The organism is Corallococcus praedator (assembly GCF_003612125.1).
Classification (GTDB): Bacteria; Myxococcota; Myxococcia; order Myxococcales; family Myxococcaceae; genus Corallococcus; species Corallococcus praedator.
Map to the genome: position 1 here is coordinate 24,627 of NZ_RAWI01000015.1, position 22,869 is coordinate 47,495.

A 22,869-nucleotide genomic window follows, 5' to 3' on the forward strand; every position below is an offset into this window, starting at 1 on the left:
GGGCCCCGTGAGGGCGCGAGGACTGGCCTTGCGCGCCACACCGGCGGGGCCCGTGAAGAAGGAAGGGCTGCCTTCAGTCCCCTTTGTTGGGGGACTCGGGCAGGTTGAGGTCGGCGCGGGAGGTGGCCTGGACGCGGCGGGCCTGTCGGGGGCGCGCGACGAGCGGAGGCGGTGTCACGGAAGGCGTGCCCTGCTGCCGCGCCTCCAGGTGCTTCGCCATGGCTTCCAGGGTGGGCCGTTCGAAGAGGACGCGCAGGGACACGTCCACGCTCCAGGCCTCCTGCACGCGGGCGAGGATCTGCACGGCCTTCATCGAATGACCGCCAAGTTCAAAGAAGTCCTCGTGCAGGCCGACGCGCTCCACGCCCAGCACCTCGCGCCAGATCTCCGCGAGGCGGATCTCCAGAGGCGTGCGCGGCGGCTCGAACGCGGCGGTCGCGCGCTGGGACGGCGTGGGCGAGGGCAGGGCCTTGCGGTCGAGCTTGCCGTTCGCCGTGCGAGGGAAGGACTCCAGCGCCACGAAGTGCGACGGAATCATGTAGGCCGGCAGATGCGAGCGCAGGTGCTCCCGGAGCGCCTGGGCCTCCGGAGCGTCGCCAGTGCCGGGCTGGAAATAGGCCACCAGCTCCGAGCTGCCCGCGAGTTCCCACACCCGCACCGCCACCTCGTGGACGCCGGGGTGCAGGCTCAGCCGCGCTTCAATCTCTCCCAGCTCGATGCGGTGGCCGCGCAGCTTGATCTGCCCGTCCTCGCGGCCCACGTAGGCCAGGGCGCCATCCGGCAGGACGCGCACGCCGTCACCCGTGCAGTACAGCCGGGCTCCGGGCTCACGGCTGAAGGGATCCGGCACGAAGCGCTCAGCGGTCAGGTCCGGACGGTGGAGGTAGCCCTGGGCCACCCCGAGTCCGCCGATGTACAGCATGCCCACCACGCCCACGGGAACGGGCTGGAGCCACGCGTCGAGCACGTACACCCGCGTGTTGTCGATGGGTCGGCCGATCGTGAGCCGGGCCTGCTCCTCCACGCGCGACACGGTGGACCAGATGGTGGTCTCCGTGGGGCCGTACATGTTCCACAGCGATGCACCCCGGGCCCGCAGCGGCGCAATCAGCTCCGGGGGAAGGGCCTCGCCACCGCACAGCATCTTGAGCCGCGAGTCCCCGGCCCAGCCCAGCGCGAGCATCATCCGCCACGTGGAGGGCGTGGCCTGCATCACGGTGGCGCCGCTGGCCGCGAGCGCGGGAAGCAGTCGCGTGCCATCCACGGCCGTCTCCCGGCTGGCGATGACCACGCGCGCGCCGACGCTCAGGGGCAGGAACAGCTCCAGCACGGAGATGTCGAAGGCGATGGTCGTCACCGCGAAGAGCGTGTCGGCGTCGGTGATGCCGGGCTCGCGCTGCATCGACGCCATGAAGTTGGTGACCGCGCGGTGGGGCACCGCCACGCCCTTGGGTTTCCCGGTGGAGCCCGACGTGTAGAGCACATAGGCCAGGTGCTCACCGGACAGCGACAGGTGCAGCGGATCCGAAGAGGCCTGTTCCGCGTCCGCCAGCAGGACCGTCCGGACCTGGTGCGTCGGGGCTTGCGCGGCCAGTGCTGGCTCGGTCACGAGCAGCGCCACGCCACTGTCCTCCAGGATGTGGGCCCGACGCTCTTCGGGGTAGAGCGGATCCAGCGGCACGTACGCCGCGCCGGCCTTGAGGATGCCGAGCAGTCCCACGAGCAGCTCCAGGGAACGCTCCATGAAGATGCCGACCCGCTGTCCCGGCTCGACGCCCAGGGAGCGCAGGTGGTGCGCCAGTCGGTTGGAGCGCGCCTCCAGCTCACCGTAGCTCAGCGCCTGCGCTTCGAAGCGGGCGGCGATGGCGTCCGGGCGTCGTGCGGCCTGGACTTCAAACAGGCCGTGCAGGCCCTGCGAAGGTGCCACCTCGCGGGACGTGGCGTTCCAGTCGCGCAGCAGGAGCGTCCGCTCGGGCTCGGTGAGCAGGGGCATCCGGGAGACGGGCTGCGCGGGGTTGTCCGCCACGGCGGTGAGCAGGGACAGGAAGTGTCCCGTCATCCGTTCGAGGGTCGCGGCGTCGAACAGGTCGGTGTCGAAGGTCAGGTCGCTGACGAGCCCGTGCGGCGTCTCGTTCATGGAGAGCGAGAGGTCGAACTGCGACGTGCCGCTTTCGATCTCCAGCTGTTCAATCGCGAGCCCGGGCAGGGTCAGCGGCTCGGTGGGCGTGTTCTGGAGTGTGAACAGCACCTGGAAGAGCGGCGAGTGGCTCAGCGCGCGGGTCGGCTGGAGCGCTTCGACCAACTGCTCGAAGGGCAGCGCTTGATGGACGGAGGCCGCGAGCGTGGTGCGGCGCACCTGTCCCAGCAGCTCCGAGAACGAGGGTTCCCCGTCCAGCTTGAGGCGAAGGGGCAGCGTGTTGACGAACAGGCCGATGAGCGGCTCCGTCTGCGGCAGCCGGTTGGCGATGGGGAAGCCCACCACCAGGTCCTTCTGCCGGCTGTGGCGCGACAGCAGCACGCCGAAGGTCGCCAGCAGCGTCATGAACAGCGTGGACTCCGCCTCACGTCCGCGTGCCTTGAGCCGCGCGACGAGTTCCGCGGGCACGGTGAAGCGCCGCGTGGCGCCCTGGAAGCGCTGCGCGGCGGGACGGGGACGGTCGGTGGGCAGCTCCAGCAGGCCCGGAGCGCCGGCCAGATGCTCCTTCCAGAACGTGAGCTGCGGCTGCATGGCGCCGCCCGTGGCGCGCTCCTGCTGCCAGTGCGCGAAGTCCGCGTAGCGGAGCGACAGCTCGGGCAGTGACGGCGCCGTGCCGGTGGTGAAGGCCCGGTAGAGCTCCGCCAGCTCGCGGACCAGCACCCCGATGGACCAACCGTCCGAAGCGATGTGGTGCAGCGTGAGCAGCAGCACGTGTTCGCGGGCATCGAGCTGGAGCAGGCACAACCGCAGCGGCAGGTCGCGCGACAGCTCGAAGGCCTTGCGCGCCTCCTCCGCCGCGAGCCGCCGGACCTCCGCGCTCCTCATGTCCGCAGGCAGTGCCTGGAGGTCCACGCGTGGCAGCGGCACGGGCGCGACAGGCTGGATGCGCTGCACGGGACGTCCCTGCGCCTGGGCGTAGGTCGTCCGGAGGATGTCGTGACGACGGACGATCTCCTCCAGGCTCCGGCGAAGCGCGTCCACATCGAGCACGCCCTCAAGGCGCAGGGCCGCGGGCATGTTGTACGCGCCGCTCGGTCCCTGGAGCTGTTCCAGGAACCACAGGCGCTGCTGTCCGGAAGACAGCGGCACGTCCCCTTCGCGCGGCCCCGTCGGGATGAGCTCCGCGGCGGCCTGGAGTGACTGTCCCGCCTGGCGCAGGAACGCGGTGATCTCCTCCTTGCGCTCCTTCATCCGCCCCGTCAGCTCCGGGGTCATCACGCCCGGAGGCGCGCTGAAGCGCAGGCGTTCGCCTTCCATCCACAGCCGCACGTCCTGCTTGCGGAGCTGCGTCAGCAGTTCATCCAGGCCGCTCACAGCTCGCCCTCCTCACGGTTCGCTTCCGAAGCGGACACGGGTGGTATGGCCTTCGCGGCCCAGGTCAGGGTGTCCAGGTACTCGGCGAGGCCCGCGATGGTGGGGGCCTGGAACATGCGCTCCAGGGAGAGATCCAACCGCAGCGACTCGCGGATGCGCGAGGCCACCTGCGTCGCGAGCAGCGAGTCGCCGCCCAGTTCGAAGAAGTCGTCGTGGACGCCCACGCGTTGCAGCCGCAGCGCCTTCATCCACACCTCCGACAGCGCCTGCTCCGTCGGGCTGCGCGGCGCGACGAACGGCTTCGTGGGCGCGCTGGTGGCCGGGTCGGGCGCGGGGAGTGAGCGCCGGTCCAGCTTGCCGCTCGCGGTGAGCGGCATGGCCGTCAGCAGGACGAAGAAGGCCGGGATCATGTAGTCCGGCAGCTTCTCCTGGAGGAACTGGCGCAGCGCGGTGGGCGTCACGGCGTCGGGCGCCGTGGGAACGACGTACGCGACCAGCCGCTTGTCGTGCCCCGCCGCGTCCACGTCCTTCTCCTCGCGCACGGTGACGATGACCTCCTGGACGGAGGGGTGCCGGCTCAGGGCCGCTTCAATCTCCCCCAGCTCGATGCGGAAGCCGCGCACCTTCACCTGGTGGTCGGTCCGCCCCAGGAAGTCGAGCGTGCCGTCGGGCAGGTAGCGCGCCAGGTCGCCCGTCTTGTAGAGCCGCGCGCCGGGCTTGTCGCTGAACGGATCCGGAATGAAGCGCTGCGCCGTCAGCTCCGGGCGGTGCAGGTAGCCCTGGGCCAGCAGCTCGCCGCCGATGTGGAGTTCTCCCGCTACGCCCAGGGGCACCGGCTCGCCGTACTTGTCCAACATGTAGAAGGTGCGGTTGGAGCGCGGACGGCCAATGGGAACGCGTGCGCTCGCCTGGGACGGAGTCGTGGCCGAGGGCACCTCGAAGGTGGTCGCGGTGATGACCGCCTCCGTGGGGCCATATGCATTGAGCAGCCGCACCGAGCCCAGGGGCCCGCGCTGCCACAGCTCCAGCACCTTGGGGAGGATGGTGTCCCCGCCAATGATGATCAGTCGCACGCGGTGGCCGCCCAGCTCCTGCGGCGACTCGCTCCAGCGCTGCGTCACCTGCTGCCAGTAGGCCGTCGGGAAGTTCAGCACCGTGAGCTGCTGCTCGACGATGCGGCGCGGCAGCTCCTCGGCGGTCCAGACCTCCGGGCCCCGCAGCACCACCGTGGCGCCGACCATGAAGAGCGGAAGGATCTGCTCCAGCGACGCATCGAAGTTGAACGACGCGAACTGCAACATCTTGTCGTTCGCGGAGTGCCGGTAGTGGTCGCGCACGTCCTGGCAGTGGACCACCAGCGCGCCATGACCCACGGACACGCCCTTGGGTTCACCCGTGGAGCCGGAGGTGTAGATGACGTAGGCGGGCGAGTCCGGTGACGCGAGGTTCTCCAGGTCCGTGACCGGCCAGGCCGCGAGCACGGGCGCATCCTGATCCAGGCAGAGGACCTTCGCGTCGTGTACGGGCAGCAGCTCCAGCAGCGCTCCTTGCGTCACCACCACCGCGACGCGCGAGTCCTCCAGCAGGTACTTCAGCCGCTCCAGGGGCAGCCCCGGATCCAGCGGCACGAAGGCGCCGCCTGCCTTGAGAATGGCCATCAGGGTGACGAGCACCTCGGGCGAGCGCTCCAGGAACGAGCCCACGAGCACACCGGGCCCGACTCCCAGCTCGCGCAGGTGGTACGCCAGCCGGTTCGCCTGCCCGTTGAGGTCGGCATACGTCAGGAGCTGACCGTCGAACTCCACCGCGACCTTGTCCGGGCGCGCGGCGGCCTTCTTCTCGATGATTTCGTGGACCAGCAGGTCCTTGCGATAGGGCGCCCGGGTCTGGTTCCACGCGGTGAGCAGGTGGTGGCGCTCGGCGGGGGAGAGCAGGGGCAGGTCCGCCAGCCGGCGTCGCGGGTCTGCGACCAGTCCCTCCAGCAGCGTGTAGAAGCCGCGCGTCCAGCGCTGGAGCGTCCCGGCATCGAACAGGTCGGTGTTGTATTCGAAGTCCAGAACGAGCCCGTCCTCGACCTCGATGGCGTTGAGGCTCAGGTCGAAGGCCGCGAAGCGGATGGGCTGGGAATGGAAGTCCGTGCGCAGTCCGCTCATCTTCGCGGCGGCCAGGGGGCGCTCCAGGTTGAACGTCACGTTGACCAGCGGGTTGTGGCTGGTGCTGCGCGGCAGGTTCAGCCGGTGGAGCAACCGGGCGAAGGGATACGACTGGTGCTCATAGGCGCTCCACAGCGTCTGCTTGAGACCCTGGAGGTACTTCGGGAAGGACTGCTCCCCCCTCGCGTGGCTGACGATGGGCAGCAGGTGCGCGCAGTAGGCGACCAGATGCTCGCTGTCCTCCAGCTCCCGACCGCCGGTGGGGATGCCCACCAGCAGCTCGTCCTGGCCCGTCAGCCGGTGCAGGAAGGTGGTGTACGCGGAGAGCAGCAGGATGAAGAGGGTGGATTGCTGCTGTTGCGCCAGCTCCCGCACGGAGCGGGTGAGGGACGACGACAGTCGCACCGTTTCGCGCGCGCCCCGGTAGCTGCGCAGGGCAGGACGGCCGTGGTCGGTGGGCAGCTCCAGGGTGGGCACCGCGTCCACGCGCTGCTCCAGCCAGTAACGCTCGTGCGCGGCCATCTCCGGCGTCTGGGCCTGCCGCCGCATCCAGCGGACATGGTCGCTGAACTGGAGAGGCCGGGGACGGATGGCGCTGCGGCCCTCGTGGATCGCTGAATAGTGCTGGGCGATCTCCTGCACGAGGATGCCCAGGGACCAGCCATCCACCACCACGTGGTGGGCCGTCAGGACGAACAGGTGATCATGCGGGCTCAGCTTGAGCAGGTGCGCGCGGACCAGCGGCCCCCGGTGCAGGTCGAACGGGGACTGGGCTTCCGTTTCGTACCAAGCCGTAAGCTGGGTGGACTGCTCGTCCGGAGACAGCGCGGACAGGTCGTGCAGTGGCAGGCCCACGGTGAGCTGCGGGAGGATGCGCTGCTGCTCTCCGGTCTCCTCCAACTGGATGCGCAGCGCCTCGTGGCGATCCACGACGTACTGGAGTGAGCGCTGGAGCAGCTCCACCTGGAGGACTCCCGACAGGCGCAGGCTGAGCGAAAGGTTGTAGGCGCTGGAGCCGCCCGCGTTCATCTGCGAGAGGATCCACAGTTGCTGCTGGGCCTCCGTGGTCGGCAGCACGTTCGCGGGAAGCGCGGGCTCCTCCGGCGTGCTCTCGGCCGGGCGGGGGGCCTCCGGGGTGTGGGTCCGGGGCCAGAAGCCGCCTTCGCGCAGCTCGGCCACGCTCTGGGCCACCACGCGCACGAGGGTGTCGAGGTCCGCGTCGGTGTGCGCGGTGGAGAGCATGCACGTGCGGCCCTCCCAGATGTAGATGCCCCGGTCGATGAGCTGGCTGAAGAACAGGTCCATCTCCAGCGGCTGGTAGAGGTAGCTGGAGTTGCCGGCCGAGGTGAAGCGGAGCACCGACCCGCCGTGCACCATCGTGATGGGGACCTGCTCGCGCTCGAAGACAGCGTTGATCCGCTCCGCGAGCTTCGCGGCCCGCTGGTTCAGGCGCTCCTGGAGGCCGGGGCCTTCGCGCTTCAGGTGCCGGAGGGTGGCGAGCGTCGCCGCCATCGTCAGTGGGTGCTTGCAGAAGGTGCCCGCAGCGAAGGTCGTTCCCTGGACGGGATGGGACGCGTCTCCATAGCGCCAGTCGCCCCCGTCGATGCGGTCCACGAAGCCGCCGCGATCCGCCACGACGCCCAGGGGCATGCCTCCGCCCAGAATCTTCCCGTACGTCGTGATGTCGGCCTCGATGCCGTACCACGCCTGCGCGCCGCCCGGATGGAGCCGGAAGCCGGTGATGATCTCATCGAAGATGAGGGGCACGTGCGCCTCGCGGGTCAGCTCCCGGAGGGTCTTCAGGAAGGCGCGGGGCTGCACCTGGGGGCGGCGGCTCTGCACCGGCTCCACGAGCACGGCGGCCAGTTCGTGCAGGTGTTCGCGGATGAGCTCCAGCGTCCGCTCCTCGCCATAGGGCAGCACGAGCACGTCGTCCGCGATGTGCTGGGCGACGCCGGAGGCCATGGGAAGCGACTGCGGCTTGCCGCCGACCATGCGGCCCACGACCAGCGTCCCGTCGGAGTGGCCATGGTAGGACGACGTGAACATCACGATCTTCGAGCGCCCGGTCGCCGCGCGGGCCACGCGCAGCGCCGTCATCACCGCCTCCGTCCCGGAGTTGCAGAAGGTGACGCGCTTCATGCCGGTCAGTTCGCAGATGAGCTCCGCCGCCTCGCCCGCGAGATCCGACTGCGTGCCCAGCTCCATGCCCTGGGCCAGCCGCTGCTGCATCGCCTCGATGATGAACGGCGGGTTGTGCCCGAACAGGTGCACGCCGAAGCCCATGGACAGGTCGATGAACTCGTTGCCGTCCACGTCCCAGACGCGCGACCCGTGCGAGCGGGTGCTGACGATGGGGTAGCAGAGCTCCTTCACCTCCGGCCGGAAGTTCATCTGCCAGCGCACGTCGCTCCACCGGCCGCGATGGCGGATCGCGTTCTGCTTCGAGCCCTGCGTGCGGCGCGTGTAGCGCGCGATGAAGGACTCCAGGAAGCGCTGCTGCTGGGGAGGCAGCTCCCGTACGGGCTCAGCGTCCGCCGTGCCCACGGAAAAGGCCGCGGGACCGGTCGGCGCTGACGCGGGCCGCACGGTCACGACGGGGGCCACGGGTGCGGTCTCGGGACGCGAGAGGGCCTCCACGCTGGGAACCGCCGCGCCCTTCGCGCCGAGCAGCGCCAGTTGCTGCTTCATCAACTGAAGCTGCACCTGGATGATCTGCTCCAGGGAGCCTTCCGGTGCCTCGGTGGAAGCGGCCTGGGGCGCGGCGGCCTGGGGCTCCACATGGGCGGTGCGCGCGGGCGCGGCGGGCTCCGCGATGGTGAAGCTGTCGGGCAGGGTCTGGTCCAGGTGGCCGGCCATGGCGTCCAGCGTGGTCAGCTCCTCGAAGACCTGGCGGATGGACAGCTTGAGGCCGAAGAGCTTCTCCACGTTGCGGATGGCGTCCATCAGCACGATGGAGTCCGCGCCCAGCTCCAGGAAGGGTGTGTCCGGGCCCATCCGCTCCGGGGGCATTTGCAGCAGGCGGGCCACCATCGAACGGAGTGCGTCCTGGATCCGCGCGCGGCGGGACAGGGCGGGAGCGGTCGACGGGAGGGTCTTCTGCGGCGGGGCCACGGGATCCACGGAACGGTTCTCCAGCCAGCACCGCTGGCGCTCGAAGGGATAGGTCGGGAGCGGCACGCGCTGGCGCGCGGAGGCGCGGTCCACCTGCTTCAGGTCGACGGAGACGCCCCGGACGAACAGCGCGCCCAGGCTCCCCAGCAGCGTCCGCCCATCGTCCTGGTGCTTCTTGAGGCTGGGCAGCCAGAGGTTCGCGCCCTCGGACAGGCAGCGCTTCGCCATGCCGAGCAGCGTGTCGTTGGGGCCCAGCTCGATGAACACCGCCGGGCCCGCGTGGGCCGCGTGTTCGATGCTCTTGAGGAACTGGACCGGTTCGCGCACGTGGCGCCGCCAGTAGCCCGCGTCCGGTGCCGTCTTCAGCACGGTGCCGGTGAGGTTGGAGATGAGCGGCAGGGACGGGGCCTGGAACGCGATGGCGCGCGCCGCCTGCTCGAACTCCGCGAGCATGGGGTCCATCCGCGCCGAGTGGAACGCATGCGAGACGGTGAGCGGACGCGAGTCGATGCTCCGGGCCTGCAGGCCCTCCACGACCCGCTGCACCGCGGGCCGCGCTCCGGAGATGACGACGTGGCGCGGGCCATTGATGGCGGCGATCTCCACGTCCCGTTCATCTGTCAGCGCGGCGCGCACCGTGGCCTCGTCGGCCAGCACCGCGGCCATGGTGCCGTCCTGGGGCAGGGCCTGGATGAGGCGGCTGCGCGTCGCGAGGAGGCGCAAGGCGTCCTCCAGCCCGAGCACTCCCGCGACATGGGCCGCGACGTACTCGCCCACGCTGTGTCCCATCACGGCGTCCGGCTTCACGCCCCAGGAGCGCCAGAGCTCCGACAGCGCGTAGCCGAGCGCGAACAGGGCCGGTTGGCAGTAGCGCGTCTGGTGGATCCGTTCGGCGTCTTCGCCAGGGGCCGGATACAGAACGGACAACAGGGGCACATCGAGGTGCGGACGCAGCAGCGCATCACACCGCTCCAGCGCTTCACGGAAGACGGGCTCGCTGTCGAAGAGCTGGCGCCCCATGCCCGCGTACTGCGCGCCCTGACCCGGGAAGAGGAAGACCACCCGTGGCTGGGCGCTCCGCTGGACCTCGCCCTGGTGCTGGCCGGGGAGGGGGCGGCTGTTCAGGAACGCATCGAGCTGCGCGGACAGCTCCGGGAGGAAGCCCGCCGTGGTGCTGAAGCGGTGGGCCCAGGCGTCGCGTCCGGTGTTGGCCGTGAAGCAGACGTCCGCCAGTGCTGGCGCGTCCGGTGCGGAGAGCCGGGACTGATAGCGCTGGACCAGCTCGCGCAGGGCCGGCGCGGTCCGGGCCGACAGCGTCAGCAGGTGGTGCGCGCGCTCGGGAGCGGCCGTGGCGGTGGAGGCCCGGCGCGGGGCCTCGCCCACGATGACGTGCGCGTTGGCGCCGCCGAAACCGAATGAGCTGAGCCCCGCGAAGCGCGCCCCTGTCTCCGACGTCCACGGCTCGCGGCGGGTCGGGATGTGGAACGCAGCCGGATCCAGCGAGACGTGCGGGTTGAGCGTGCGGAAGTGCACCTGCGGAGGGATCTCCGAGTGCTGGAGCGCGAGGACGATCTTCACCAGCCCCGCGATGCCCGCCGCCGACTCCAGGTGCCCGATGTTCGCCTTCACCGAACCGACGAGGCAGCGCTGTTCGGCGCGTCCCCCGGGCCGAAGCGCGGCCTTGAGCGCCTCCAGCTCGATGGGGTCTCCCAGCGTCGTGCCGGTGCCATGTGCCTCGACGTAGCTGATATCTCCGGCGGACAGCCCGGCCTGTCGCAGCGCCTGCTGGATGACCTCCTGCTGCGCGAAGCCGTTGGGCGCGGTGAGCCCGTTGCTGGGCCCGTCATGGTTGACCGCCGAGCCGTGGACGACCGCGAGGATGGCGTCCCCCGCGGCCTGCGCGTCCGCCAGCCGCTTGAGCACGACGACGCCGCAGCCCTCGGAGCGCACGTAGCCATCCGCCGCCGCGTCGAAGGTCTTGCAGCGCCCGTCCGGCGCCATCATCCCCGCCCGCGTAAAGGCGATGTTGAGATCCGGGTTGAGGATGAGGTTCACGCCGCCCGCGAGCGCCAGGTCGCACTCGCCGACGCGCAGGCTCTGGCAGGCGAGGTGGAGGCCCACCAGCGAGGAGGAGCACGCGGTGTCCACCGCCATGCTCGGGCCCCTCAGGCCCAACAGGTACGACAGCCGGTTGGCCGCGATGCTGTGCGCGTTGCCCGTGCCCGCGTACGCGTCCAGCAGTGACGGGTCTCCGAACTGTCGCTGCGCGTAGTCGCTGCTGCTGATGCCCACGAACACGCCCGTGCGGCTGCCCCGGAGCGCGTGCGGCGCCTGCCCTCCGCGCTCCAGCGCCTCCCAGGCCACCTCCAGCAGCAACCGCTGCTGCGGATCCATCCGCGCCGCCTCATGGGGCGAGATGCCGAAGAACAGCGGATCAAACCCGTCCACCTGCTCCAGGAACCCGCCCCAGCGCGTGTTCATCGTCCCGGGGTGCGTCGGGTCCGGGTGGTAGTAGCGCTGCGTGTCCCACCGGTCCGCGGGGACTTCGGTGATGGCATCGCCGCCGCGCTGAAGCAGGCTCCAGAACGCCTCAGGCGTGGGCGCCCCCGGGAAGCGGCACCCCAGCGACACGATGGCGATGGCGCCCTCCGAAACCGCCGCCGGAAGCACCTTCGCCGCCGGGCGCTCCGGCTCCGGAGCGCACCCCAGGTGCAGGCTCACGGCGGTGATGGTCGGGTGCTGCCAGACGAGGGTGGGGGACACGTCCCGCCCCAGCCATTCGCCCAATTCCCCGGAGAGGAAGACCGCGTCCTTCGACGTCAGCCCGTAGTCGACGAAGGGCGTGTCCGCGTCGATGGCCTCCACGGCCAGGTCCGTGCTCCGGGCCACGTAGTCCCGCAGCCACGCGACAAGTTCTTCCCGGGAGCGGACGGCGGACGGTGTCGAGGGCTTCATGTAGGTCAGGATGGACAGGTCGAAATTCCGCTACTGTTGGAATAAAAGACAAATCTAGTAATTGTCGTTTAGCATGGAGGACACTTCTAGGTGAACTGTCGGTGGAATCCTTGAGTTCCAAAAGGATTCGGGGCTGGGCGCTGCGGACCCACGGGTGGTTGCGGATGACGTTGACTGGAATCGAGTGCTGGTCGGAGTCGGCACAGCTGGAGTGCGTCGCGGTGTGCCGCCCGGCGACGCTCGAGGTCGCGACCGCGCTGGAGGCCTCCGCGGTGGGGTTCCTCGGCGCTGTCTCCCGTCAGGAGGCGGAGGACGCCTCCGGCCGGCTGTGCGAGGCGCTGACCCGCTTCGGGTGCCGGCTCTTCGACCTGGGGGACTTCCTTCCGGAGTCCGCGCGCGCGGTGAGCGACGCCTCGGTGAACCGGGTGTTCGTGCGGGACACGGCCGCGGTCGTGGGCCGTCAGTTGGTGACGGGCACCGCGGCCTTCGCCGCGCGCATCGCCGAGTTCGACGCGACGCATGCGGCGCTGGCGGAGCTGATCCACGGCGGTCCACGCGAAGCGGCTTCGGCGGAGCGAGCCGGGGCCGGCCTGGAGTTCGGGGACGTCTTCCTGCTCGACGAGGCGCGGATCCTCGTCAACCTGGGGCTGCGCAGCGACGCGCGCGCCCTCCAGGGGTTCGTGGACACGGCCTGGAGCGCGGGCTTCCAGGAGGTGGGGGCCGTCAGCATCCCCGAGCACCTGGGCATCATCCACCTGGACCTGGCCTTCAACGTGCTCGGGCCCCGGGCGGTGGTGGCCCGCTCGTTCCTGAAGCACCTGCCCGTGCGCGTGCTCACGCCAGCGCAGGCACCGCAGTGGGAGTCCTTCGAGGGCTTCTTCGCGCGGCGGGGACGCAAGGTCCTCCCGCTGCCCGCCTCCGAACCCCCGTGCTTCATCTCCAACTACATCTTCCTGGGCCCCCAGCTGCTGCTGGCCTCGCAGAGCGCCGCGCCGCGACTCAAGCCGCTGGTGAAGGAGCTGGGCATCGAGGTGGAGGGCGTGGACATCGCGGCGCTTGAACGGGGCAACGGCAGCGTCCGGTGCCTCACGCTGCCTCTCAAGCGCCGCGCGACCGCCTCCTGAGCGGGCCGCCTGGAGCGGACCTCAGAGGTAGTCCACCCAGCCCAGCCGCCCGCGGCTCGCGAGCACGCGTTCGATCATCAGCTCGTGCAGCGCGAGGAGCGGCTTCGCCACGTCCTCGCCCTCCAGCCGCGCGAGCGCGCCGGCCATGGCCTCCAGCGTGGACATCCCATCCGGGTGCGGCGGACGGCGCAGGCGGCGGGAGTCCGGAGACGGCGGGGGCAGCCGCATCCCCGGCAGGCGCCGCAGGCCGGGGACGCGCTGCACCATGCGCCGGGCCTGCGCCCAGCTTCCGTCGATGATCACGAGCCGCCGGGGCAAGGGCCCTTCGGCCTCCGGCGCGTCGGGGAACAGCAGCCACGTGTCCGAGCCGTCCCCCAGCACCGACGCATCGAAGGGCTGACCGGGCGCGCCATAGGACACGATGCTGCAGCGGGGCAGGGCCAGCGCCGCGATGCGCGCGGTGTTGGTGCTCTTCTCCGCCTCCTTGTTGTGGCGGATGACGAGCAGCTCCGTGCGCGTGGGCACGACGGGGACCTGCGCGCACAGACACCACGCCGCGGGCAGGTAGCACCGCGCACAGCGACCCGCGAGGTCCTCCGGGGTCCGGGACCTCATTTCGCCGTGCGGTAGCGCTCCATCAGTGTCCGCGCCTCCCGCAGCTTCTCCTCGACGAAGCGGTCATCCGCGTCCGGTTCGTACTCCGCGTCCGGCGGATCCAACTGGAACAGGGCGGACAGGCTCGCGGGGGCGACCTCCAGCCACTCGGAGGTGCGGTTGAGCGCGGCCTGCCGGCGTCCGGCGAAGGTCTCCGGCCCGTCCTCCGGGCCACAGCGACAGATGCGCGCCGAGTCCCCCGACACGTCCACGTAGAGGCCCAGCACCTCCGCGTCCACCTCCGCCGCCAGCGCGCAGGTGGCCTCGCTGACGTAGGCGGCCATGGCCTGCGCCGCCGAGCGCTCCGTGAGCGAGCGCACCAGGTACACCTGCCACCCGGCCTCCGTGAGCGCGCCGGCCTCGGTGAGAGGGGCCAGCTCCGCGGGGGGGGCCTGGATGCGCGACAACAGCCGACGCACCGGGACCTCCAGCCGCTCGAGCCGGGCGTTCGACGCGGGGCAGAAGAAGACCACGCGGTACTCTCGGCTGTCGGCGGCGGTTTCCATGGGCATACGGCTGTGCCCAAGAGGACCAAAGGACTCCCCACGCACGCAAGGGGGAGTTTGGGCCCGGGGCGCTTCTCTTCCTCCCCGCCGCCCTTGAAGGCCCGGCGCCCGGGCCCGCGGGCGTCCGCCCCGATGCGGCGAAACAGGAATTCCAGGGGGACCGTTCCAGCCGACCTGACAGGCCGTGCCACGGCGCGTGACGCACCAGGAGGGTCGCTCCGTGACGTGTCACGGCATCCCATCCGCGGCGGCGAAATTCGGCCGGAACCCGCGAGGGGCTGGTGCATGCTGGAGCCCGTTCCCGCTTCGGGCGGGGCGTGGAATACCCGGAGGCATGGCGCACCCATGGAGAGGAATTGATCCGGGAACTCATGGATGTCTGTCTATTTCATGCAAGGAATTGGCGTCTGGTTGAAGTGTTCCAGCCGCACTGCCACCTGCGTTGCCAGAAGAAGCGTCCTGGCGCTTGTCGCATCCGTGAGAAAAAAAGAATCCGACCCTCGGCGTTCTCTGAGGGAAGGGAGGCGGTCGCATGGTGCCAGGGAGGGAGGAGCCCCCTGTCCGGGAGGGCTCTGGAGGGGAATTCGCCGCTTTCGCGATCCGCCATCAGCCGGTGCTGGTCGCCATCGCGCGCAACGTCTGTGGGCGCAATGCCAGTGATTGTGACGACCTGGTGCAGGACGTGCTGTTGCGGGCGCTCCTGCAATGGGAGCGTCTCAAGCGCTGGCCGGAGCCGGCGCGGCGGGCGTGGCTGGTGCGCGTGCTGCACAACCGGTTCCTGGATCAGTGCCGGCGGCAGGGCGCTGAGACGGACCGGAGGGTGGATCTGCACAACGTCCACATGCTCTTCGAGGATCCGGAGGACGCGCCGGAGCCCGAACAGTGGGAGTGCGTCACGGAGGATGAGTTGCGCCAGGCGGTCGCCCGGCTCAATGAGAAGCTGCGTCAGGCGTTCGAACTGCATGCGCGCGGCCTGCGCCATGCGGAGATCGCCCGTCGGATGAACACCCCCAGCGCGGGAACGGTGGGCACGTGGCTCTTCCACGCCCGCCGCCGCCTCAAGGCCATGCTCCACGACACGGCGGAACGCCGCCGCCAGGAGAGGGAACGATGAGCACCGCGTGTGAGGACCTGCGGCCCCTTTTGGATGGGGAGCTGGCCCCGGAGGACCAACGCCGCGTTCGCGGTCACCTGGCGGGTTGCGAGGCGTGCGCCGCGCGCTTCCATGACCTGCTGCAACTGGAGGTGCTGGCGAGGCTGGCGCTGGAGGACGCCGCGGAGAGCGAGCGCTGGGTGTCCGCCCGGCGGGTGCGCGAGGACGTGCCGGGCTCCTGGGACGAGGACGTGCCGGCGAACTGGCCCGGTGACGCCCTCGCGGCCGACGCGCCCCCACCGCCCGAGCACCTGGAAGGACGCGCCTGGCACCAGGGCGCGCGCCGCTTCCGTCGCCGCTGCCCGGGCTGCGCCTCCTGCTGCCCGTGGTTCGCGGAAGGCGAGAAGGTGGAGGCCCTGAGCGCTCCCCGGTGGCCCTGCCCGCGCGCCAGCCGCGCCGGTGGGACGCTGCTGCGCCCCCGTCCGCGCCGCTGACCCGTTTCCCCCCGCACCGCCTGCGCTTCCCGGGCACCTCACGGGCAGAGCAGGCGGGCGGGCACAGCGCATTTTTCTTGTGCGAACGGCACCAAGGATTCCCCCCGCTCGCGTTTCGAGAGTGACGGGAGGCGGCAACCCGACCACGGGCTGCGACGCGCGATGGACCTCTGGTGCAAGAAGCTCTACCGGTTCCTGGATGGCGAGCTCGAGTCGGGTGACGAGGAGCGCTTCCGGCTCCATCTGGCCCTCTGCCGCGCCTGCGCCAGCGGTCTGCATGATGCGATGCAACTGGAGATGCTCAGCGTCCAGGCCCTCTGTGGCGCGGTGGCCCACAACGACGCCCCCGCGCCTCCGGAGGAGTCCCGGTCCACGGTCCGCTTCGCCAGTCTCCGGGGCTGGAAGGGTCAGGTGCTGGGGGCGTTCGTGGCCATGGGCCTGGGTGCGCTCTGTGCGTTCCTGTCCACGGCGGGCCTGTCGTGGGGGGATACGTGGCATGCCGACGCGTCCGCGCGGGGGATGGAGGCGCGCATCGCCTATCCGGCCGCGGACCGCTACCTGCCCTATGTCCCCGCCAGGACGGGCACCCCGGAGAAGGCGGCCCTGCTGACGGAGCCCCCCGTGTCCCTGCGGACACTGGCGGAGATGGAGGATCAGGGCGACCTGCACGGCATCGCGGCGGCCTACCTCGTGCGTGGCGAGCTGCGTCAGGCCGCGGACTTCCTGTCGCGCAGCGCGCCCTCGGTGGACCGGGACTGCGACTGGGCGGTGCTGGCGATGGCGGCGGGCAACCTGGAGGGCGCGCTGCACATCCTGGAGGGCGTGCTGCGTGAGGTTCCGGACCATCCCCAGGCCCAGTGGAACCGGGCGTTGGTGCTCCGGGCGCTGGGCCACCCGCTCCAGGCGGCGGAGGCCTTCGAAGCCGTGGCGCGTCAGGGGGAGCCGGGGTGGAGCGAAGAGGCCGGAATCCGGGCCCGCGCCCTGCGGGCCGGCGCGCACCCTCCGAATTGAATGGGGAGCAACCCAAGGATTTTGCCGATCGGCGTCTAATTATCGAGGCACGGTGAGCGGCGGCGACGGTGGAAATGCAACACCGCACCCAGGGGGGACGCGATGTATCGCATCGAAGCGTGGAGCCAGGGGGACGGCGCGATGTGGGCGCTCGGTACCAACGGGGGCGCGGAAGTGCGGACGGAGGGCGAGGCCCGGGGATTCCAGGGGCCTGGGGCCAACGCCGAGGGGGATGAGAACGTGTCGACCTTCGATTTCGAGGAAAGCGACCTGGAGCTGGTCGCCAGCTACTGACGTCACGGCGCGCGCGGTTTGGGTGTCCGCGCTCCACGGCGGCCTTCGGGGGAGGGCCGCCCACTTCTAGAGGATCCGCCAGCCCGTACGATCTGGGCGGATCCGGGTGTCCCGGACCGGGGGGGACGGGACCCGGAAGTGCGAGGGAGCGGGGAAGCCCGAGCGGGTGAGCAAGCAGGCTGCGCCCCAGGTCCTTCGCTCCCGGAGCCTTGAGGGTTCCGGGGGCGGAGGACTTCGGTTGAGCGCGCTACGCTCCAGGCCCTCATCCCGACCCGGAGTTCCCGACATGAAGTGCCCACGTGTGGCCCTGTGGCCCTTGCTGGGGTGTTGGATGGCCTGCGCCACCGCGCCCGTCCGAGCCCCCGTTTCCGAACCGCCGGCCCTGGTCCCGACACCGTCGCGGGCGCTGGCCCTGCGCGAGTCCTGGCTGACCGAGCGCCACGGGCTGCTGCTCGACATGATGCGCCGTCACGGCGTGGGCATGTGGGTGGTCGTCAACGAGGAGTTCCACGACGATCCCCTCACGGGCTGGGTGGCCCCGCCGCTGCCCTACGCGGGCAACCGCGACGTGTTCGTCTTCGTGGACGCGGGCGACGCGGGCCTGAAGCGGATCGCGCTGACGGGCTACGCCACGGAGGTCGTGAACCGCTTCTTCGAGCGGCCCGACGAAGCACGCAAGCCGCAGGAGGTGCTCGCGGAACTGGAGGCGAAGTACCACCCGCGCACCATCGCGCTGGGCATGGGCGGCAAGCGCGGGGTGACGCGCAGCCTGACGCATGACTCCTACCAGTGGCTGGCGGAGGCGTTGGGCCCCCAGGCGCAAGCGCGCTTCGTGAGCGCGGCGCCGCTCATCGAGGAGTACCTGGACACGCGGCTGCCCGGGGAGTTCGCGCCGTACCGCGACCTGGTGGTGCTGACGGAGTCGCTGGTGAAGCGGGCGCTCTCCAACGAGGTGGTGGTGCCCGGCAAGACGACGGTGGGCGAGGTGCGCCGCTGGCTGTACGACGCGCTGTGGCAGGCGCGCGTCACCACGTGGTTCGAGCCGGACCTGCGCGTGCAGCGGCAGGGGATGAAGGACGGCTTCTCCCGCGGGTTCCTGGCGGTGGCGGACGAGGCGGTGGTCATCCAGCGCGGGGACCTGGTGCACGTGGACTTCGGCGTCACGGCGCTGGGGCTGAACACGGACTGGCAGAAGATGGCCTACGTGCTGCGGGACGGAGAGCGGGACGTGCCGGAGGGGCTCAAGCGCGCGCTGGCGAACACGCACGCGCTCCAGGACGCGTTGATGCTGCGCGCGTCGCGGCCGGGGCGCTCGTCCGCGGACGTCTACGACGCGACGATGGCGGAGATGAAGCAGAAGGGCATCGAGGCCAAGGTGTACAGCCACCCGCTGGGAGCGCAGGGCCATGCGTTGGGCGCCTCCATCGACTTCCGCGCGGCCTCGCGCCAGGACGCGCCCCGGGTGTTGCGCAAGGGGTCATACCTGGCGGTGGAGCTCAACACCGTCACCGCCGTGCCAGAGTGGGGTGGGCAACAGGTGGCGGTGATGCAGGAAGATCCGGCGTACCTGACGGACGAAGGATGGAAGTTCTTCGTACCCCGGCAGGACGCCTTCTATCTCATCCATTGACGACACGAAGGGAGCGGACGTGATGCGCGCAGGCAGGCCATGGACGACATTCGGACGGAAGGGCCGGACGCGCTTCGCGCTGGCGCTCCTGAGCGGCGCGGTGGGGTGTGCTTCTCCCGTGGGAGACGACGCACCGCCTGAGACTTCCGCGCGACAGGAGCGCCCCCTGGTGGCGGAAGAAACGCTCCGGCCGCCGCACGCGGTGGACAGCCTGTTGAGCCTGCTCGACCAGACGGCCGCGGTGGTGGAGGGGGACGTCATGGACCTGCGCTCCGAGTACTCCCCACGCACGGGCCCGTGGACGGTGGTGACGCTGGGGGACGTGCGGACGCATCTGGGGGAGGCGCCCGGGGAGCTCCGGCTCAAGCAGGTGGGCGGGTTGCTGCCGGACGGCCGTCAGCTCGTGGTGAGCCACGTGCCCCGCTTCGTCCGGGGCGCGCGCTACGTGGTGTTCCTGCGCAACACCGGATGGAGCCTGTCGCCGGTGCTCGACGAACAGGCCTTCCGCGTGGAGTCGGTGGGCGGGCGCGAGGTGCTGGTGGGCGCCGAGGGCGGACTCGTGTCCGGCCTGGGGTCCTCGGGCGTGCGGCAGACGGCGCCGGTGTTCGAGACGGTGGACCTGACGGGCGCGCGTCCGGCCCTGCGTGCGGGCGTGGAGGCCGCGGTTCCGGAGGCGCTGGGTCGTGAGGCGTTCGTGTCCCTGCTGCAGAACCATCTGCGCGCGCGGGGACTCCGCGTGACGGGGGCGTTCCGCGAGGAGCCGGTCGCCACCGCGTCGGCGCTGTCCGTGTCGGTGACGCCCGCGTCCGGGCAGGTTCCGGCGAAGGGCTTCACTCCCTCCCAGCCCGAGCGGGACATCCCGCCCGGTCGGCCTTGAGGTCCACCATGAAGACACTTGCCTTGAAGAACATGGGACTCGCGGGCTTCGTCGCGGTGCTGGCGCTGGTGGGGCTGGAGGCGCGGGCCGCCGCCTGGGACACGTGCAATGGCTCGCCGGTGAAGTGGTACTCCGGGCCGGTCGTGTACCGGAACCGGTGCAGCATCCCGGACTCCGGCAACGTGAACACGGCGTACTGGAACGGGCTGCGGCAGTGGGACGACCTGTCGCACATCGTCAGTGGCTTCAACGTGAATCCGGCGACGGACTGCGCGTTGGACCACAGCGACGGTCAGAACGAGCTTGGCCTGTGCGACCGGGCAGCCATCGACGGGAACAACGGGGTGACGTACTCCACGGTGGGCGTGTGCTTCATCGGGAGCAACGGCATCGACGAGGCGGACGTCTGCATCGCCAGCGACCTGGACTTCACGCCGCGCACCGGGAACGCGTTCGGCACGTCGGGACGGAGCACGTTCGTGCACGAGGCGGGGCACTTCTTCGGCTTCAAGCACGAAGGAGGGCACAGCATCCTGCGCACGTCGCCGCCTCACCTGGTGACAGGGGGCTATGAGTCCTCCACGCTGTGGCCGACGAACGCGCAGGGCATGCGCGACCTGTATGGCTATTCGCTGACGAAGCCCAACCTGTTGCCCGCCGCGATGGGCGTGGTGGGGGATGTGGCGCAGACGTTGGATCCCGCGCTCACGCGTTCTGTGTGCCGCAACACGGCGACGACGGTGAAGTTCTACGTGGGCAACCTGGGCAACGCGGCGACGGGGACGTATTCGATGCGCATGCGCCTGAGCCCGACGGCGCCGCCGCTCGGGTACAGCGAGTCCTCGAACGTCGTGGCCACGTTCAGCCACTCGATGGGGGCCTTCGCGGAGGGCACCTATTCGCTGGGCTTCACGGTGCCGGCCGCTCTGCCCTTCAACACGTACTACGTCTACCTGGACCTGGATCCGGCCGGCGCGGTGGACGAGCTGCGGGAGAACGACAACACCACCGTCAGCGCGATGCTCCTGCGGGTGGAGTGCTGAGCGTGCGGACAGGGACCCTGATGGCGCTGTTGCTCGTCGGGGCCTGCGCGAAGCCGAAGGAGGAACGGGCGCGACCGGTGGAGACGCTCACCGCCGAGTCGGTGTCCCCCGCGAAGTCCGCGGCCCTGAAGGCGCCCGAGCGTCCCCAACCGCCGGGCGCCGTCTCGGTGAGGACGGACGCGGGCACCTTCGAGGCCCCCTCCGTGCGGCTCATCGCCACGTTCACGGAAGGGGCCGCGCCTCCGACGTTGGAGGTCGCGCTGAGTGCACAAGCGGGGGACGGGCGTCAGTGGGCGGTGCTGGTGCCTGTAGAGCCGACGTTCCCGGAGAAGAAGCACGCCATGGCGCGGCTGACGACGAAGCCCCTGCGGGTGGGGATGGCTTCCGCGGAGGTCCGCACGCCGTCCGGTTCTCTGCTGCTCGCGAATGATGGGACGGTTGAGCTGGCTGTCACCGGACGCGAGGCGCGCGGCACGGTGCGGACGGCGGACGCGGGTCTGTCCGCCACGTTCCAGGGGCCACTCTCCATTGAGTGCATGGTGCCCGCCGCGTGGTTGCAGCAGGCGGATGGAAAGGAAGCACCTGGGGTGCCCGTGCCGGTGGCCGCGCCGTCCGCGAAGGTTTCGGCGGTCGTGCCCGACGAAGCCCAGAGCACGGCGCGGTGTCGTGACTTGAAGGCGCACTTCCGCTGAGCGTGCGTCAATCCGCGTCCTGACCCGCCCGCCCGCTCACGTCCGCCCAGGTGAGTCCGAAGCGGGTCAGGTACTTCCGCAGCCGGTCCGCGTCATTGACGCTCTTCTTCTGCGCGCGCGACTGCGCGAACAACGCCCGGCCCGCGTCCGACAGCGAGCGCGCCGAGCGACACACGCCCACCACGTCCGCCAGTTGCACGCGGTCGAACCGATCCAACTCCGCCGCGCGCACCGGGCCCAGCACCTCCGCCAGCACATCCTCCGTGCCCGCCGTCGCGGCCCCCGCCGGCCGCCACTGCGTGCGCAGCCGCTCCAGCTCCTCCTCCACCACCTCGCGCGTCATCCGTCCCCCGTTGGCCAGGGTGGACATGCGCAGCACGGCCGCGTTGAGGTCGCGGAAGTTGCCGTTCCACCGTCCCTCTGGCGACGTGGCGAAGCGCAGGAAGTGCTCCTGGGCCTCCTTGCTCATCGTCACCCGCGTCCCCAGCGCCTGCGAGGCCTGATCCAATTCGAAGAGCAGGTTGGGCGCGATGTCCTCCGGGCGCTCGCGCAGCGCGGGCAGTCGGAACGTCCACAGGTTGATGCGCGCGAGCAGGTCCTCGCGGAAGCGGCCCCGCTCCACATCCAACTGGAGGTCGCGGTTGGTCCCGGCGATGAGCTGGAAGTCGCTCTCCACCTCCTTGTCCGCGCCCACGGGCAGGAACCGCTTGTCCTCCAACGCGCGCAGCAGCATGGCCTGCTCGTCCGCGCCCAGCTCTCCAATCTCATCCAGGAACAGCACGCCCCCGTGCGCCTGTCGCATCAACCCAGGCCGGTCGCCCACCGCGCCCGTGAAGGACCCCTTCACATGGCCGAAGAGCGTGGACATCGCGCCATCGCCGCGCAGCGTGGCGCAGTTCAGGTCCACGAACGGGCCCGCCACCTGGTTGCGCGCCTTCTTCAGCGCGTAGATGCGCCGGGCGAGCTGCGACTTGCCCGCCCCCGTGGGCCCCGTCAGCAGGAGCGGCGCGCGGGACTGCACCGCCACCTGCTCGATGCGCTCGATGAGCCGGTTGAACGCGGCGTTGTGCGTGTCGATGCCGGACTTGAGGAAGGACAGACCTTCGCGCTGCTGCTGACGGAAGCGCGCGGCCAGCGTGTCGTAGTTTGACAGGTCCAGGTCGATGATGGCGTGCGAGCCCGTCGCCGAGCGCTTCCCCGCGTTTCCCGGCGACGTCTGCACCAGCCGCCCCGGAATCAGCCGGCTCTCCACCAACAGGAACATGCAGATCTGCGCGATGTGCGTGCCCGTGGTGATGTGCACCAGGTAGTCCTCTTCCTCCGGATGGAAGGGGTGCGCGCGCACGTGATCCAACAGCGCGCCGTACGTCTCCTCCAGGTTCCACGGGTCGCGGATGGGCAGGGACGTCAGCCGCACCTCCGTCTCCGGTGACACCTGGGCGATGTCCTCCTGAATCCCCGTGGCCATGGACGCGGCCCGGGGTGGGTGCAGCAGCTCCAGCCGGTGCACCACCAGGTCCTCCTGCTGGCACAGCGCCACCGTGGGCCGCCAGCGCGTCCACCGCTGCGTCCCCGACCCCGTGTCCAGCGTCGTCCCCAGCATCCCGAACACGACCGTCCGGCGCACCTTCGCTTTTTGAGCCATCAGGATAGGTATTTATCCCATGGGATAGGGATTTCCACCCCCGACCAGGAGCCCTACCCGGAAACAGCGTTGG

14 protein-coding genes are annotated in these 22,869 nt (G+C 70.5%); 9 read left to right on the plus strand and 5 right to left on the minus strand.

Translation table 11 applies throughout. From position 1 onward, the window contains the following. Positions 1-73: 73 nt before the first annotated feature. Together D7Y13_RS03625 and D7Y13_RS03630 are read right to left on the minus strand one after the other, a co-directional pair. Entirely contained in the window at positions 74-3,511 is a 3,438-nt protein-coding gene (locus D7Y13_RS03625) for a non-ribosomal peptide synthetase (RefSeq protein WP_120582361.1), read from the minus strand. After that, positions 3,508-11,733, minus strand: a complete 8,226-nt coding sequence (locus tag D7Y13_RS03630) for a non-ribosomal peptide synthetase/type I polyketide synthase (protein ID WP_120582362.1) — start codon at positions 11,731-11,733, stop codon at positions 3,508-3,510. Before D7Y13_RS03630 ends, D7Y13_RS03625 begins: the two co-directional genes overlap by 4 nt. 164 nt (positions 11,734-11,897) lie before the next feature. Here D7Y13_RS03630 and D7Y13_RS03635 point away from each other — a divergent pair, with 164 nt between their 5' ends. Next, positions 11,898-12,857 (plus strand): arginine deiminase family protein, encoded by a 960-nt coding sequence (locus D7Y13_RS03635; RefSeq protein WP_120582363.1) that lies wholly within the window; start codon positions 11,898-11,900, stop codon positions 12,855-12,857. 21 nt (positions 12,858-12,878) lie between these two features. Here D7Y13_RS03635 and D7Y13_RS03640 read toward each other — a convergent pair whose 3' ends face one another. Next, positions 12,879-13,472 (minus strand): tRNA-uridine aminocarboxypropyltransferase, encoded by a 594-nt coding sequence (locus D7Y13_RS03640; RefSeq protein WP_120582364.1) that lies wholly within the window; start codon positions 13,470-13,472, stop codon positions 12,879-12,881. After that, the gene (locus tag D7Y13_RS03645; RefSeq protein WP_120534506.1) at positions 13,469-14,017 is read right to left on the minus strand and encodes a hypothetical protein; all 549 of its coding nucleotides are present in this window, start codon (positions 14,015-14,017) and stop codon (positions 13,469-13,471) included. Before D7Y13_RS03645 ends, D7Y13_RS03640 begins: the two co-directional genes overlap by 4 nt. A gap of 532 nt (positions 14,018-14,549) precedes the next feature. Here D7Y13_RS03645 and D7Y13_RS03650 point away from each other — a divergent pair. The 8 genes from D7Y13_RS03650 (at position 14,550) to D7Y13_RS03685 (ending at position 21,151) form a co-directional block, all read left to right on the plus strand. Next, complete coding sequence (locus tag D7Y13_RS03650; protein ID WP_120534502.1) at positions 14,550-15,131, plus strand: RNA polymerase sigma factor; 582 nt, start codon at positions 14,550-14,552, stop codon at positions 15,129-15,131. Next, a complete protein-coding gene (locus D7Y13_RS03655) occupies positions 15,128-15,604 on the plus strand; it encodes an anti-sigma factor family protein (protein ID WP_120534501.1) in 477 nt (158 codons plus the stop codon). Before D7Y13_RS03650 ends, D7Y13_RS03655 begins: the two co-directional genes overlap by 4 nt. Positions 15,605-15,766: 162 nt before the next feature. Beyond that, the gene (locus D7Y13_RS03660; protein WP_120582389.1) at positions 15,767-16,615 is read left to right on the plus strand and encodes a zf-HC2 domain-containing protein; all 849 of its coding nucleotides are present in this window, start codon (positions 15,767-15,769) and stop codon (positions 16,613-16,615) included. Positions 16,616-16,717: 102 nt separating this feature from the next. Further along, entirely contained in the window at positions 16,718-16,909 is a 192-nt protein-coding gene (locus D7Y13_RS03665) for a hypothetical protein (protein WP_120582365.1), read from the plus strand. A 286-nt stretch (positions 16,910-17,195) separates the two neighbouring features. Further along, positions 17,196-18,539: a M24 family metallopeptidase gene (locus D7Y13_RS03670; RefSeq protein ID WP_120582366.1), complete on the plus strand. Its 1,344-nt coding sequence runs from the start codon at positions 17,196-17,198 to the stop codon at positions 18,537-18,539. Positions 18,540-18,708: 169 nt separating this feature from the next. After that, positions 18,709-19,416, plus strand: a complete 708-nt coding sequence (locus D7Y13_RS03675) for a hypothetical protein (RefSeq protein ID WP_120582367.1) — start codon at positions 18,709-18,711, stop codon at positions 19,414-19,416. Between the two features lie 8 nt (positions 19,417-19,424). After that, the gene (locus tag D7Y13_RS03680; protein WP_147444179.1) at positions 19,425-20,459 is read left to right on the plus strand and encodes a hypothetical protein; all 1,035 of its coding nucleotides are present in this window, start codon (positions 19,425-19,427) and stop codon (positions 20,457-20,459) included. A 2-nt stretch (positions 20,460-20,461) separates the two neighbouring features. Further along, positions 20,462-21,151: a hypothetical protein gene (locus D7Y13_RS03685; RefSeq protein WP_147444180.1), complete on the plus strand. Its 690-nt coding sequence runs from the start codon at positions 20,462-20,464 to the stop codon at positions 21,149-21,151. 7 nt (positions 21,152-21,158) lie between these two features. On the opposite strand, the gene rtcR is transcribed toward D7Y13_RS03685, so the two are convergent. Then, a complete protein-coding gene (gene rtcR / locus D7Y13_RS03690) occupies positions 21,159-22,796 on the minus strand; it encodes an RNA repair transcriptional activator RtcR (protein ID WP_120534494.1) in 1,638 nt (545 codons plus the stop codon). Positions 22,797-22,869: the final 73 nt, after the last annotated feature.

Excerpts from the sequence above, each read along its gene's own strand:
- D7Y13_RS03645 (WP_120534506.1), bottom strand. The coding sequence starts at position 14,017 with ATGGAAACCGCCGCCGACAGCCGAGAGTACCGCGTGGTCTTCTTCTGC.
- D7Y13_RS03665 (WP_120582365.1), top strand. The coding sequence starts at position 16,718 with ATGTATCGCATCGAAGCGTGGAGCCAGGGGGACGGCGCGATGTGGGCG.
- D7Y13_RS03660 (WP_120582389.1), top strand. The coding sequence starts at position 15,767 with ATGGACCTCTGGTGCAAGAAGCTCTACCGGTTCCTGGATGGCGAGCTC.
- D7Y13_RS03650 (WP_120534502.1), top strand. The coding sequence starts at position 14,550 with ATGGTGCCAGGGAGGGAGGAGCCCCCTGTCCGGGAGGGCTCTGGAGGG.
- D7Y13_RS03640 (WP_120582364.1), bottom strand. The coding sequence starts at position 13,472 with ATGAGGTCCCGGACCCCGGAGGACCTCGCGGGTCGCTGTGCGCGGTGC.
- D7Y13_RS03680 (WP_147444179.1), top strand. The coding sequence starts at position 19,425 with ATGAAGACACTTGCCTTGAAGAACATGGGACTCGCGGGCTTCGTCGCG.
- D7Y13_RS03635 (WP_120582363.1), top strand. The coding sequence starts at position 11,898 with ATGACGTTGACTGGAATCGAGTGCTGGTCGGAGTCGGCACAGCTGGAG.
- D7Y13_RS03670 (WP_120582366.1), top strand. The coding sequence starts at position 17,196 with ATGAAGTGCCCACGTGTGGCCCTGTGGCCCTTGCTGGGGTGTTGGATG.
- D7Y13_RS03630 (WP_120582362.1), bottom strand. The coding sequence starts at position 11,733 with ATGAAGCCCTCGACACCGTCCGCCGTCCGCTCCCGGGAAGAACTTGTC.
- D7Y13_RS03655 (WP_120534501.1), top strand. The coding sequence starts at position 15,128 with ATGAGCACCGCGTGTGAGGACCTGCGGCCCCTTTTGGATGGGGAGCTG.
- rtcR (WP_120534494.1), bottom strand. The coding sequence starts at position 22,796 with ATGGCTCAAAAAGCGAAGGTGCGCCGGACGGTCGTGTTCGGGATGCTG.